Here is a 13,079-nt window from a genome sequence, read left to right on the forward strand (position 1 = left end):
CGCCGGGCCGACAGCTTGTTGACATGGAAATCCGCGATGCGAATGTCGCCCGACGTCGGCGACTCCTCCTTGAGGAGCAGGCGCATGAACGTCGACTTTCCCGAGCCCGACGGGCCGATCAGGAAGACGAACTCGCCCTTGTCCACCTCGACGCTCACCTTGTCCAGGGCGGGCCTCGTGGAGGTCTTGTACGACTTCGACACATTCTCGACGCTGATCACGAGGAGCCAGTCTAGACGTTATCGAACAGTGACCAAATGAAGCGACGCGCGGGCGTCACCGCCCGGGCTGCGGTGTCGCCGACGTCGTGGGGACGGAAGACGTGTTCGGCGGCGTCGTCGTCGGCGGAGGCGGGAACGGATTGGGAATCCCGAACGGCAGCGTCGGCGTCGACGTCACCTGACTGGTGCCGGTGGGCGCCGTCTGCTCTGGCGTCGGCTCAGGTGTCGACTCGGTGGTCGTGGCCGTCTCCGTCGTCGACTCGATCGTCGTCTCGAACTCCGACGGCGGCGGCGTGGTCTCCTGGATCGGCGCCTCCCGGGTGGGGACGACAGCAGGAGCGACCGGCCCCTGGACCACCTCTTCGGCGGGGTTGAGGTACGTGTACAGCGTGTACAGCACCACCCACAGGATGCACAGCACCAGTGTCGACGTCCGCACCCGGCCGCCGAGGATCTTGGCGGGAATGAACGAGGAGTGCAGAATCCGGTCCAGTCCGCGCCGGGGTTCGTCGGTCATCCCTCGCCCTCCGCTGCCCGGACCGTCTGGAGGTCCGGTTCGACGGTGATGCCCTGCCGTCTCATCGCGGTGGCGATGCGCACGCGCAGCGCGCGACCGACCTGGAACTGCTTACCCGGCAGGGTCCGCGCCACGACGCGGACGCTGACCTCGTCGACCGTCAGACTCTCCACTCCCATCACCGTCGGCTCGTCGAGCAGTAGTTTCTTCAGTCCGCGATCCGCGAAGGCCTCGACACCGACCTGGTGGAGCACCTCGTTGACCCGGTTGATGTCCGACGTGGCCGGGACCGGAACGTCGATCACGGCACGCGCCCAGTCCTTGGACAGGTTGATGGCCTTGACGATCTGGCCGTTGGGCACGGTGATGACCTCACCGTCCGAGTTCCGCATCCGGGTGACCCGGAGCGTGACGTCCTCGATCACGCCCTCGGCGTCCTCCGACGACCCCGTCACCGCGAGTTGCACCGTGTCACCGAACCCGTACTGGCGTTCGGTGATGATGAAGAAGCCGGCGAGGATGTCCTGCACGACGCGCTGCGCGCCGAAACCGAGCGCCGCGCCGAGCACGGTGGCCGGGGCCACGAGGCTGCCGATCGGCAGGCTCAACTGGTCGAGCACCTTCATCGTCGCGATCACGTAGATGATGGTGATGATCACCCAGGTGATCACCTGCGCCACCGAGTGCCGGTGCTTGGTCGCCTCGGACCGCACGAGGGCGTCGCCCTGCATGTAGTTGCTGTCGATCCGGTCGGTGACCTTGCTGCCGCCCCAATTGACGAACCGCGCCATCAGGATCGCTCCGAGGACGGTGAGGGACACCGCGAGCCCCGTCGACGAGAGCCAGTCGAGGAGGTTCTGGGTGGGAGCGAACACTGCCGCTGCCGCTTCCATCGGTATCAGGACGCCTGACTCTCGCGCATCCGCCACCGGATGCCGGATTCGAGGAAACCGTCGATGTCACCGTCGAGCACCGCCGAGGGGTTGTTGACCTCGTACTCGGTGCGCAGATCCTTGACCATCTGGTACGGGTGCAGCACGTACGACCGCATCTGGTTGCCCCAGGAACTGCCGCCGTCGCCCTTGAGCGCGTCCATCTCGGCGCGCTCCTCCTTGCGCTTGACCTCGAGCAGCTTGGCCTGCAGGACGCGCATCGCCGACACCTTGTTCTGCAGCTGCGACTTCTCGTTCTGACACGTCACGACGATGCCGGTCGGGATGTGCGTCAACCGGACAGCGGAGTCGGTGGTGTTGACGGACTGCCCACCGGGGCCCGACGAGCGGTACACGTCGACGCGGACGTCGTTCTCGTTGACGTCGATGTGGTCGGTGGTCTCGACCACGGGCAGGACCTCGACCTCGGCGAACGACGTCTGGCGGCGGCCCTGGTTGTCGAACGGGCTGATCCGGACCAGCCGGTGCGTGCCCATCTCGACGGACAGGGTTCCGTAGCTGTAGGGCGCCTTGACCGCGAACGTCGCGCTCTTGATGCCGGCCTCTTCGGCGTAGGACGTGTCGTAGACCTCGACGCCGTAACCGTGCTTCTCGGCCCAGCGGACGTACATGCGCATCAGCATCTCGGCCCAGTCGGCGGCGTCGACGCCACCGGCGCCGGAGCGGATGTTGACCAGCGCGTCACGCTCGTCGTATTCGCCGGAGAGCATCGTCTTGACTTCCATCGCCGCGATGTCTTCGCGCAGGCTGTGTCGCTCGGCGTCGGCGTCCGCGATGGCCTCCGCGCCCTCGTCCTCGGCGAGTTCGTAGAGCACCGGCATGTCGTCGAGCCGCGAGCGCAGTTCCTCGACGCGGCGCAGTTCGGCCTGGGAGTGCGACAGCTGGCTGGTGACCTGCTGGGCGTGCTCCTGGTCGTTCCACAGCTCCGGATCGGCAGCCTGGTGTTCGAGCTCGTCGATACGGCGGCGCAACTCCTCCACGTCCAGCACCGATTCGACGGTGCGGAGGGTGGTGTCGAGCTCGCTCAGGTCTGCGGATACGTCGGGATGCACGGTTCCCAAGGTTACCGGGTGCGGACAGGTGCCCTGTCACCCCTTCGCCGCGACCGAAGTCACCCCTTCCGATCACGCTGTGTGAAAGCCTTGCGGACCCCCGAAGCGCCTTGTTGCATGCACGGGTACGCACTTGTTCGTACCGCCATCCCGGACGGAGTCGACGATGACCGTGACCGACCAGTACCTGAAGAACAACGAGGAGTACGCCGCCGGATTCACCGGGCCGCTCCCCCTGCCCCCGAGCAAGCACGTCGCGGTCGTCGCCTGCATGGACGCACGCCTGGACGTCTACCGGATCCTCGGCCTCCAGGAGGGTGAGGCGCACGTCATCCGCAACGCAGGCGGGGTGGTGACGGACGACGAGATCCGGTCGCTCGCGATCAGCCAGCGACTGCTCGGCACCACCGAGATCATCCTCATCCACCACACGGACTGCGGGATGCTCACGTTCACCGACGACGACTTCAAGAAGTCCATCCAGGACGAGGTCGGGATCAAACCCGCCTGGTCGGCCGAGGCGTTCCCCGACCTCGACGAGGACGTCCGGCAGTCGCTGCGCCGCATTCAGGCCAGTCCCTTCGTCACGGCCACCACGTCGCTGCGCGGGTTCGTCTTCGACGTCGCCACCGGCAAGCTCGCCGAGGTGAAGATCGATTGAGCTCGGGCCGGTGCGGTACGAGTAATCTGTGCGACCGTGACCGACCTCGACGCCGACCTGCAACTCGCCCTCCGAATCGCCGACGAGGCGGACGCGATCACGAGGGCCCGCTTCGGGGCACTCGACCTGTCGGTGGACGACAAACCCGACCTCACCCCGGTCACGGACGCGGACCTGGCGGTGGAACGGGCGGTCCGGGCGACGCTGGAATCCGAGCGGCCGACCGACGCCGTCCTCGGTGAGGAGTTCGGCGGCGACGCGCAGTTCTCGGGGCGGCAGTGGGTGGTCGACCCGATCGACGGCACCAAGAACTTCGTGCGCGGCGTCCCGATCTGGGCCACGCTGATCGCGCTGCTCGAGGACGGCGTTCCCACCGTCGGTGTCGTGAGCGCCCCGGCACTCGCGCGCCGCTGGTGGGCGGCATCGGGTCGTGGTGCCTGGTCGACGTTCGACGGCTCCGAGGCCAATCGGATCGCCGTCTCGGCCGTCGACCGGCTGAGTTCGGCCAGCCTCACGTTCTCGAGCCTGTCCGGATGGAAGGAACTCGGCATCCGCGAGCAGTTCCTCTCCCTCACCGACGACGTGTGGCGGGTCCGCGGATTCGGTGACTTCTTCTCCTACTGCCTGCTCGCCGAGGGCGCCGTCGACATCGCCGCCGAGCCCGAGGTGTCGTTATGGGATCTCGCACCCCTCGACGTCCTGGTGCGCGAGGCCGGCGGCCGGTTCACCAACCTCGCCGGCGCCGACGGCCCGCACGGGGGCAGCGCGCTGGCCACCAACACCCTGCTGCACGACGAGGCGCTGTCCCGACTGCGCTGACGGAGTAATACAGACACACAGCCCTTTCGAGGCCTCCGCGAAGGAGCCCGGCCCGCCCTCCTCGGCCCCCGAGGAGGGCGGTTCTCGCATGTCTGCTGCCCCCCGAAGATCGGGCTCGAACCCGGCGCCGTGGGAGCTCGCGCGCACCGGAACTTACTCGATAGTAGACACTAACCTTACTGCTGAGTAAGATAGATCGTGTCCACGCCCGAACACCGAGAAACAGCTGGTGATCATGAGCAAGCAAGACACTGTTGCCCCCAACGGCAGAGCGAAGCGGAACCCCCGCGACACGTCCGCCGTCGGACTGAATCCCGTCAAGCGCGACGCCATGGGTGCCGCGATGCGCGTGCTGACCAAGATCACCGGATCCGATCTGGCCGAGAAGTACAACCTGCGCCAGACGATCGACCGGGTGACCTACGAAGGCACGAAGACCGGTTTCAAGACCCTCGGCGCGGCCACCCGCGGATTCCAGAAGGTGTCCGGCGGCGGCGCACCGAAGCGCCTCCCCGACAACCCGACCGCCAAGGCCGGCTACTTCGACCTCACCCCGAGCGACGAGCAGCAGATGATCGTCGAGACCGTGCGCGAATTCGCCGCCGAGATCCTGCGGCCCGCCGGGCACGCCGCCGATGCCGCCGCCGCCGCACCGGCCGATCTCGTGAAACGCGCCGCCGAACTCGGCATCACCCTGATCAACGTTCCCGAGGAACTCGACGGGGCCGCCAGCGAGCGCGGGGCCGTCACCAACTCCCTCGTCGCCGAGGCCCTCGCCCACGGCGACATGGGGCTCGCGCTGCCTATCCTCGCGCCGAGCGGCGTCGCCGTCGCCCTCACCCAGTGGGGCACCGACTCCCAGCAGAAGACCTACCTGCCCTCGTTCACTGGCGAGCAGGTTCCGAACGCGGCCGTGGTCGTCAACGAGCCCCGCGCACTGTTCGATCCGTTCGCGTTGCAGACCAAGGCGGTCCGCTCCCCCAGCGGCTACAAGCTCAACGGCGTCAAGAGCCTCGTTCCCGCCGCCGCCTCGTCGGAGTTGTTCATCGTGGCGGCCGAACTCGACGGCAAACCCTCCTTCTTCATCGTCGAGGCCGACACCAAGGGACTCGTCGTGGAGGCGGACCCGAGCATGGGCCTGCGCGCCGCGGGTCTCGGCCGGCTCAACCTCACCGACGTCGCCGTGCCCGAGTCGGGTCTGCTCGGCGCCGCCGACGCCGACGCGCGGAAGGCCGAATACGCCGACGCGATCCGGCTGGCCCGCCTCGGTTGGGCATCGCTCGCGGTCGGCACCGGTCAGGCCGTTCTCGACTACGTGATCCCGTACGTCAACGAGCGGGTCGCGTTCGGTGAGCCGATCAGCAACCGTCAGGCGGTCGCCTTCATGGTCGCGAACATCGGCATCGAACTCGACGGCCTGCGCCTGGTCACGTTGCGCGGCGCCTCCCGCGCCGAGCAGGGGCTGTCCTTCGCCCGCGAATCGGCCCTCGCCCGAAAGCTGGCGTCCGAGAAGGGCATGCAGATCGGTCTCGACGGCGTCCAGCTGCTCGGTGGCCACGGTTACACCAAGGAACATCCCGTGGAGCGCTGGTACCGCGATCTGCGCGCCATCGGCGTCGCCGAGGGCATCGTCCTGATCTGAGCGGCCGGATTCGAACTAAGGAAACAGTCATGATCAACCTCGAACTTCCCAAGAAGCTCAAAGCCTCCGCGAACCAGGCGCATCAGGTTGCGGCAGAAATCTTCCGGCCGATCTCCCGCAAGTACGATCTCGCGGAGCACGCCTACCCCAAGGAACTCGACACCATGGCCGCCATGGTGGAGGGCCTCAACGACTCCGGTAAGGGCGCGGCGGGCGCCGCTCTCGGACGCGGCGACGAACCGAAGGTCATCGGGAACGTCAACGGCGGCAACATGTCCTCGCTGATGAACGTCATCGAAACCTGCTGGGGCGACGTGGGTCTCACACTGGCGATCCCGTACCAGGGTCTCGGCAACTCGGCCATCGCGGCGGTCGCCACCGACGAGCAGCTCGAGCGTTTCGGCAAGGTGTGGGCGTCGATGGCCATCACCGAACCCGGTTTCGGTTCCGACTCCGCCGCCGTCACCACCACCGCGGTGCTCGACGGCGACGAATACGTCCTCAACGGTGAGAAGATCTTCGTCACCGCCGGTGAGCGGTCCACCCACATCGTCGTGTGGGCCACCGTCGACAAGACCAAGGGCCGCGCCGCGATCAAGTCGTTCGTCGTCCCGCGCGACGCCCCGGGACTGAGCGTCGCCCGCCTCGAGCACAAGCTGGGCGTCAAGGCGTCGGACACCGCCGTGCTGCTGCTGCAGGACTGCCGGATCCCGAAGGACAACCTGCTCGGCACGCCGGAGGTCAACGTCGAGAAGGGCTTTGCCGGCGTCATGCAGACGTTCGACAACACCCGCCCGATCGTCGCCGGTATGGCGGTCGGCCTGGGCCGCGCCGCGCTCGAGGAACTGCGCCGCATCCTCTCCGACGCCGGTGTGGAGATCTCCTACGACACCCCCGCGTATAACCAGCACGCGGCGGCCGCCGAGTTCCTGCAGCTCGAGGCCGACTGGGAAGCCGCCTACCTGCTCGCTCTGCGGGCAACGTGGATGGCGGACAACAAGAAGCCGAACTCACTCGAGGCGTCGATGTCGAAGGCGAAGGCAGGCCGCACCGGAACCGCCATCTCTCTCAAGGCCGTCGAACTCGCAGGCACGTTGGGATACTCGGAGCGCCCGCTGCTCGAGAAGTGGGCACGCGACTCGAAGATCCTCGACATCTTCGAGGGCACGCAGCAGATCCAGCAGCTGATCGTGGCCCGCCGCCTGCTCGGGAAGTCGTCCGCCGAGCTGAAGTAACAGCCGCGCACGGCTCATGCCGTGCGGGAACGGGATTCACGCGAGATCGCGCCACCGGACGAGCACCTCGTGCACCGCTTCGGCGCCCTGGAGAGGGTTCGGTGGCGCGGGCAGGTCGGCCGGATACAGCAGGAACGGCGTGTTCTGGGGTCCACCGAGCCCGCCGTGCGATCCGACCTGATCTTCGAACGCGGCGACCTCCCGGGTGTCCGGCCAGTACCGGCCGCCCACCATCAGGTCGGCGACGTTGTCGAAGGTGTCCGTCCGGCGGACCCGGTCGAGGGCGCCGGGCCCGAAGTCGGCGAGCGGATCGACGCCGTCGACCTCACCGGTGGCGACGTCGACGCTGCCCGCAGGTCCGAGCACGACCGAGCCGCCGGCGCCCCGGGCCACGAGCACGAACCCGATGCCGGGATGTGTGACGAGCGCCGGAATCAGGTCCGGGTACCGGGCGTCCGTCCATTCGCGGGTGGCCCGGCCCGCCACCCGGGGGAAGCTGACCAGCCCGAGATTGCCGGACGCAAGAACCACCGGATTCTCGCCCGAGGTGACGGCGACGTCGGGGGCAGCCTCCGGCCGGAGGCTGGCCTCGGCATATCCGAGGCCTTCGGCGCCGCGGCCTCGGCTGCCGAGCGTGACGGAGTCGCCGTCTCGGCGTTCCGGGGCGTGGCAGGCGTCGAGCACGACGTCCTCGAGACTCTTGCCGTAGCGGTCGCGGAAGGTGGCCCCCTGGCTCTGCCCGTGATCCGACAGCACGACGATGCGGTAGGACCTACCGCACTGGGCGGCGACAGCGGAGATCATTCCGATCTCGTCGTCGAGAGCGCGCAGGACCTTGCGCGTCTCGGGGCGTTCGACACCGGAATGGTGAGCGACCTCGTCGTACCCGACCAGGTCCACGTACACGGGACTGCGGCCCGCGATGAGATCGCCGACGACCGCTGCGACGACGACATCCGTCTCGACGACCGTCGTGAACGCCCGGACCAGCGGATACAGTCCGCCCCGCCGGACGCGCGGCGTGATGTCGGCGCGGCGCTGCCGGTACGCCTGCACGTTCTCCCGCAGCACCTCGGCGACGAGCCGTACCGCGGTGCGCACCGCGCTCGCGGGGTCGACGAAGTAGTCGGCGTATCCGGTTGCCCTGCCACCCATCCGGGCGCCTCGCATGCGGCTGACCACGAGGACGTTGTCGTCTGCGCCGCCGGTGACCAGGTTGCCGCGGCTCGCACCCCCGGTGAGGAGACCGGGCCGATGCGCGCGCTCGAGTTCGCGGGCGGCGTTGTCGGCGGGATTGCTGAAGACGGCGACGGCGCCACGGGTCTTGTCGTACCACCGGAACGCGGGCACGTTGTGGTTGTCACCGTGCAGGATCCCGAGCTGGCTCGCGCCGGTCTGGCTGCTCCAGTCGGTGTGCCAGGGTGTCAGGACGTGGGAGCCGCGGTGCACGAGCCCGGCGAGGTGCGGTGTGACGCCGTCGCGGATTGCGCGTTGCAGCACCGCGTGGCCGAGGCCGTCGATCTGGATGCAGAGCAGTCCGGGCGTTCCCGGCGACGCGTCCGGGGCTCCGCCGCGTCGCAGTCGGGACCGGTTGCGGCGCACCAGCATCAATCGGTACGTGTCGTCGCGCCGGGCCGCGATGGCTCCGGCGACACCGGAACCGACGACGGACATCACCAGCGCCAGCACCAGCACGTCGGCGACCCGCTCCGTGGTGGCGACCGGCACGACCCGCACCGCGAGGATCATGATCAGCCAGTTCCCGGCGAACACGCCCAGGAACAGCAGCGCCGGACCCACCCACAGCATTGCGCGCACCAGCAGCGGCCACAGGGTGACCGACAACAGTCCGTACACGAGGGCGAGGAACAGTGCCGCCGGGATGGTGTCGAAGGGGCCGCCCGCAGGCGTCGGATGCAGCCGGACCCCCGGCAGGATGAGGTCGGTCAGGACCAGTGCGACGGCGGAGACGAGCCACAGCACGAGAAATTCGGTCATTGTCCTGGCCGCCGAGCCCAGAGAGCGCATCGCAGACCTCCCTTCTGGGGGATCGTAAGGTCTGACAGGGAGTGGCGCGGCCGAACTCATCGCAGCGGCGTCACCGCGACGAGCGAACGGGGCCGCTATGACCGAGAACGCAGGGGTGCGCATCCGGTGGCGGGGGCATGCGACGGTCGAGATCACGGACAGTGGGACGACGATCCTCACGGACCCGGTGCTGACGGCACGGGTGGCTCACCTACGGCGTCGTCGCGGCCCGGACCCGATGAACGACCCGGTGCGGCCGGACGCCGTGTTGCTGTCCCATCTGCACGCCGACCACACGCATCTGCCCTCGCTCGCCCTGATCGCGAACGACGTTCCGATCGTCGTTCCCCGCGGCGCCGTGGACGCGTTTGCGGGACTGCGTGTGTTCGGCGACCGGCTGATCGAGGTGTCGGCCGGGCAGGATGTGCGACTCGGTTCGGTGACCGTGCGCGCGGTGCCCGCCGTGCACGACGGCCGGCGGTGGCGCCGTGGCCCGCAGCGGGCGCAGGCGCTGGGGTATGTCGTCGACGGCGCGGCGACCACGTACTTCGCCGGGGACACCGCACTCGATCCCGCGATGGCGGAGTGGGTTCCGCGCTGCGACGTCGCGCTGCTCCCGGTCGGCGGGTGGGGGCCGAATCTCGGACCGGGACACATGGATCCGGAATCGGCCGTCGCCGCGGCGAGGTCGGTGGCCGCCGACGTGTCGATCCCGATCCACTTCGGCACGCTGTGGCCGATCGGGATGGACCCGGTGCGGCCACGCCGGTTCCACGGCCCCGGCGGCGAGTTCGTCCGACGCGCGGAGGCGGCCGGCCTGAGAGCCGTCGAACTGGCCCCCGGCGACGTATTCCGGTGACTTTCGGTTACGACCGGCACGGGTGCCGCTGTCCTCTACCCTGACTGGTGACGCGGTCCCGCCTATCCGAAGGGTTCGACATGTCAGTCCAGCACGTTCTCACCAAGCTGACGGACACCGTGGGAGCTGTGCGGGTGATGAACCGCGCAGGCCTCGTTCCGTTTCCCCGCGTCGACCAGGGCGTCCGCTCCATTCTGGCGGTGCGGAAGTACGGCCCGTTCGCGGGGCCCGTCCACGCGAACGCCGAGGCCGGCCTGGACGCGGTGGCCATCGTCGACGAACGCGGCGCGCTCACCTACTCCGACAGCGAGGAACAGTCCAATGCCCTGGTGCGGGCGTGGCAGGCCGACGGCATCACCCCCGGTTCCGTCATGGGATGCATGTGCCGCAATCATCGTGGCCTGGTGCTGACGATGCTCGCCGCCGCCAAGAACGGCACCAAACTGGTGCTGATGAACACCGGTTTCGCCCGGCCGCAACTCGTCGACGTCGCCGCCCGCGAACAGGTGCAGGCCTTCGTGTACGACGACGAGTTCCACGCGGTCGCCGAAGCCCTCCCGGACGAGGTGATCGTCTATCGCTCGTGGGCGGAGGAAGATTCGACGTCCCGGGTCCGCACACTCGACGACGTGATGGAGGGCCGAGATCGAAGTTCGCTGCCCGCACCGTCCACGCTGGGCGGATTCGTCCTCCTCACCAGCGGCACCACCGGCACGCCGAAGGGCGCTCCCCGCGGACACACGTCTCCGCTCGCGTCGGCGCAGTTCCTCGACCGGGTTCCGCTGCGACGCGGCCAGACGATGATGATGGCGGCCCCCGCGTTCCACGGGACCGGAGTCTCCCAGTTCGCGCTCGCACTGGCACTGGGCCAGACCGTCGTGATGCATCGGAAGTTCGATCCGGAGAACACGATTCGTCTGGTCGAGAAGCACCGCTGCGACACGCTGGTGGTCGTTCCGACCATGCTGCAGCGCATCATCGATCTCGGACCGGAGACCTTGGCGAAATACGACACGTCGAGTCTGACGATCATCTTCGCGGCCGGGTCCGCGCTGTCCCCCGACCTCTGCAAGCGCACCACCGCCGCGTTCGGCAAGGTGCTCCACAACCTGTACGGCTCCACCGAGGTCGCCGTCGCCACCGTCGCGACCCCCGCCGACCTCGAACTGGCGCCGGGTACTGCGGGGCGGGCTCCCGTCACGTGCCACGTGGAGTTGTACGACGAGTCGAGTCGACGGATCACCGAACCCGAGACCGTTGGACGCATTTTCGTCGCCAGCGGTCTCAGCTTCTCCGGTTACACGGACGGTCGCGACAAGGAGCGCATCAACGGTCTGCTGTCGACCGGCGACGTCGGGCACTTCGACCGCAACGGCCTGCTCTTCGTGGACGGCCGCGACGACGACATGATCGTCTCCGGCGGCGAGAACGTCTACCCGCTCGAGGTCGAGAACCTGCTCGCCGACCGCGAGGACGTGCTCGAGGCTGCCGTGATCGGTGTCGAGGACTCCGAGTTCGGCCATCGCCTCAGGGCTTTCGTCGTGCCCGCACCCGGGTCCGCGAAGGACGCCGAGGAAATGAAGGCGCACGTCAAGTCGAACCTCGCGCGGTACAAGGTGCCCCGCGAGATCGTCTTCGTCGAGGAACTCCCCCGCAACGCGACCGGCAAGTTGCTGCGCCGCGTCCTGATCGAGATGGACGTCACGGAGGGCTGATCCACCGGCCTGCATTCCACTCGGCGTTCCGGCGCCGGCCACGAAACCGAACACGGAGACAAAAAAGAACCGGTGTCCTGGATTCCAGGACACCGGTTCTTTGGTGGTAGCGGGGACAGGATTTGAACCTGCGACCTCTGGGTTATGAGCCCAGCGAGCTACCGAGCTGCTCCACCCCGCGCTGCATGAACAAAGTTACACGAGCGAACGAACGGATTGCAAATCGCCCGGAAAGAGGCCGAGTAGCAACCTTTCAGCACCACTCGAGTCACATCCGTTACCTAAAAGTTATGACCTGCATCACAGTTTCGAGAAAATCTGTAACGTTTTCGGAACCCGCAAGTTGCGGGTCGACCTGCGAAAACACCGTGCGTTCATCCCAGTATTTGGACGCCCGTCACAGAAAATCGGCCCGTGACCATTCCGTGATCGCCGCGTACGTTCGTTGCCAGCCCGAAACCAACGGGCAACGCCGACCCGCCGCAGCTCGACCTGCCCCAGCGGGATCCGGAATCCCGACACCTCGAGGGGCAGGACGAGGACAGATCGACCAGCGGATCGGCACACCAGCCGTCACCCACACGACCACCTCGTCGGCAGGCGCGGAGAGGAACCAACCACATGATCAATTCCAGCATCGTCAAGCGGACCATGGGCGCAGTCGCACTCACCGGAGCAGTCATCGGAGTGCCGCTCGGCCTGAGCACCGGCACCGCTTCGGCCGCTTCCGGAGACTGGGACGCCGTTGCGGCTTGCGAGAGCAGCGGCAACTGGGCCGCCGACACCGGAAACGGCTTCTCGGGCGGCCTGCAGTTCACCGACAGCACCTGGGCGGCGAACGGCGGCTCCGGCTCGCCGTCGAACGCCTCACGCGAGGAGCAGATCGCCGTCGCCGAGAACGTCCTGGCGACCCAGGGACCCGGCGCCTGGCCGGTCTGCGGACAGTACCTCTGATCCGCACCCCACACTTGCCCGAGCGCCCTGCGCGCAGCACGACTGCGCGCAGGGCGCTCTTGCATTGCAAGACATCCACCTACACCACCGAGATCCGTTTCCCCGCCATTTACGCGTGAGCCGCTGCACAAATTCGTAGTGATCCCCGCCACATAACAACGGTGTAACGAATCGACTCCGAAACGATATCAAGCGCTTCTGAACTGCGGAAACAGGGAAAATTCGCCCTCAACGCCGGACACCTGTCCACCAATCTGGCCAGGTGAACTGCGGGCGAAGCTCCCGTACGGTCGCTCTCGGCCCGAAACAACCGGGCGAAAGCCGGCCCGCCGCTGCTAGCTCTGCCCCGCGGGTTCGGAATCCCCGAAACCTTCGAGGGGCAGGGACGCGGCACAGAATCGCATCCCGGGCGACGACGCGAAC

12 protein-coding genes and 1 tRNA gene are annotated in these 13,079 nt (G+C 67.8%); 7 read left to right on the forward strand and 6 right to left on the reverse strand.

All coding sequences use genetic code 11. The features are described from left to right. The 4 genes from MLGJGCBP_RS08805 to prfB form a co-directional block, all read right to left on the reverse strand. The coding region (locus MLGJGCBP_RS08805) for an ATP-binding cassette domain-containing protein (RefSeq protein ID WP_160094893.1) at positions 1 to 221 on the reverse strand (221 nt) is incomplete at its 3' end. Between the two features lie 55 nt (positions 222 to 276). Next, positions 277 to 738 carry a hypothetical protein gene (locus tag MLGJGCBP_RS08810; RefSeq protein ID WP_160094895.1) on the reverse strand — a complete coding sequence of 154 codons (462 nt, stop codon included), beginning with the start codon at positions 736 to 738 and terminating at the stop codon, positions 277 to 279. Next, the gene (locus MLGJGCBP_RS08815; RefSeq protein ID WP_087556640.1) at positions 735 to 1,631 is read right to left on the reverse strand and encodes a mechanosensitive ion channel family protein; all 897 of its coding nucleotides are present in this window, start codon (positions 1,629 to 1,631) and stop codon (positions 735 to 737) included. The genes MLGJGCBP_RS08810 and MLGJGCBP_RS08815 overlap by 4 nt, the downstream gene beginning before the upstream one ends. A 5-nt stretch (positions 1,632 to 1,636) precedes the next feature. Then, positions 1,637 to 2,743, reverse strand: coding sequence for a peptide chain release factor 2 (gene prfB, locus MLGJGCBP_RS08820; RefSeq protein WP_160094897.1), 1,107 nt, complete (start codon positions 2,741 to 2,743; stop codon positions 1,637 to 1,639). Between the two features lie 166 nt (positions 2,744 to 2,909). Here prfB and MLGJGCBP_RS08825 point away from each other — a divergent pair, with 166 nt between their 5' ends. From MLGJGCBP_RS08825 to MLGJGCBP_RS08840, 4 genes are all read left to right on the forward strand, one after another. After that, positions 2,910 to 3,404 carry a beta-class carbonic anhydrase gene (locus MLGJGCBP_RS08825; protein ID WP_160094899.1) on the forward strand — a complete coding sequence of 165 codons (495 nt, stop codon included), beginning with the start codon at positions 2,910 to 2,912 and terminating at the stop codon, positions 3,402 to 3,404. 36 nt (positions 3,405 to 3,440) lie between these two features. Continuing rightward, positions 3,441 to 4,223, forward strand: a complete 783-nt coding sequence (hisN, locus tag MLGJGCBP_RS08830; protein ID WP_160094901.1) for a histidinol-phosphatase — start codon at positions 3,441 to 3,443, stop codon at positions 4,221 to 4,223. A 229-nt stretch (positions 4,224 to 4,452) separates the two neighbouring features. Further along, on the forward strand, positions 4,453 to 5,865 hold the full coding sequence (locus MLGJGCBP_RS08835) for an acyl-CoA dehydrogenase family protein (protein WP_087556643.1): 1,413 nt from the start codon (positions 4,453 to 4,455) through the stop codon (positions 5,863 to 5,865). Positions 5,866 to 5,894: 29 nt separating this feature from the next. After that, positions 5,895 to 7,100: an acyl-CoA dehydrogenase family protein gene (locus MLGJGCBP_RS08840; protein ID WP_087556644.1), complete on the forward strand. Its 1,206-nt coding sequence runs from the start codon at positions 5,895 to 5,897 to the stop codon at positions 7,098 to 7,100. Between the two features lie 36 nt (positions 7,101 to 7,136). Here the strand turns inward: MLGJGCBP_RS08840 and MLGJGCBP_RS08845 are convergent, their stop codons facing one another. Continuing rightward, positions 7,137 to 9,128, reverse strand: coding sequence for a phage holin family protein (locus MLGJGCBP_RS08845; protein WP_160094903.1), 1,992 nt, complete (start codon positions 9,126 to 9,128; stop codon positions 7,137 to 7,139). Positions 9,129 to 9,225: 97 nt separating this feature from the next. Between MLGJGCBP_RS08845 and MLGJGCBP_RS08850 the strand changes: the two genes are divergently transcribed. Beyond that, positions 9,226 to 9,987 (forward strand): MBL fold metallo-hydrolase, encoded by a 762-nt coding sequence (locus MLGJGCBP_RS08850; protein ID WP_087556646.1) that lies wholly within the window; start codon positions 9,226 to 9,228, stop codon positions 9,985 to 9,987. 80 nt (positions 9,988 to 10,067) lie between these two features. Continuing rightward, the gene (locus MLGJGCBP_RS08855; protein ID WP_160094905.1) at positions 10,068 to 11,702 is read left to right on the forward strand and encodes an acyl-CoA synthetase; all 1,635 of its coding nucleotides are present in this window, start codon (positions 10,068 to 10,070) and stop codon (positions 11,700 to 11,702) included. Positions 11,703 to 11,806: 104 nt separating this feature from the next. On the opposite strand, the gene MLGJGCBP_RS08860 is transcribed toward MLGJGCBP_RS08855, so the two are convergent. Further along, a tRNA-Met gene (locus tag MLGJGCBP_RS08860) sits at positions 11,807 to 11,883 on the reverse strand. 440 nt (positions 11,884 to 12,323) lie between these two features. Here MLGJGCBP_RS08860 and MLGJGCBP_RS08865 point away from each other — a divergent pair. After that, positions 12,324 to 12,656: a transglycosylase family protein gene (locus MLGJGCBP_RS08865; RefSeq protein WP_087556648.1), complete on the forward strand. Its 333-nt coding sequence runs from the start codon at positions 12,324 to 12,326 to the stop codon at positions 12,654 to 12,656. The last annotated feature ends 423 nt before the right edge of the window (positions 12,657 to 13,079 follow it).

This window comes from Rhodococcus sp. T7 (genome assembly GCF_009872365.1).
Classification (GTDB): Bacteria; Actinomycetota; Actinomycetes; order Mycobacteriales; family Mycobacteriaceae; genus Rhodococcus_F.

Bases quoted from the DNA above. Each gene is read 5' to 3' on its own strand.
- MLGJGCBP_RS08850 (WP_087556646.1), top strand. From the start codon at position 9,226: ATGACCGAGAACGCAGGGGTGCGCATCCGGTGGCGGGGGCATGCGACG.
- MLGJGCBP_RS08845 (WP_160094903.1), bottom strand. From the start codon at position 9,128: ATGCGCTCTCTGGGCTCGGCGGCCAGGACAATGACCGAATTTCTCGTG.
- MLGJGCBP_RS08855 (WP_160094905.1), top strand. From the start codon at position 10,068: ATGTCAGTCCAGCACGTTCTCACCAAGCTGACGGACACCGTGGGAGCT.
- MLGJGCBP_RS08865 (WP_087556648.1), top strand. From the start codon at position 12,324: ATGATCAATTCCAGCATCGTCAAGCGGACCATGGGCGCAGTCGCACTC.
- MLGJGCBP_RS08815 (WP_087556640.1), bottom strand. From the start codon at position 1,631: ATGGAAGCGGCAGCGGCAGTGTTCGCTCCCACCCAGAACCTCCTCGAC.
- MLGJGCBP_RS08825 (WP_160094899.1), top strand. From the start codon at position 2,910: ATGACCGTGACCGACCAGTACCTGAAGAACAACGAGGAGTACGCCGCC.
- MLGJGCBP_RS08840 (WP_087556644.1), top strand. From the start codon at position 5,895: ATGATCAACCTCGAACTTCCCAAGAAGCTCAAAGCCTCCGCGAACCAG.
- MLGJGCBP_RS08810 (WP_160094895.1), bottom strand. From the start codon at position 738: ATGACCGACGAACCCCGGCGCGGACTGGACCGGATTCTGCACTCCTCG.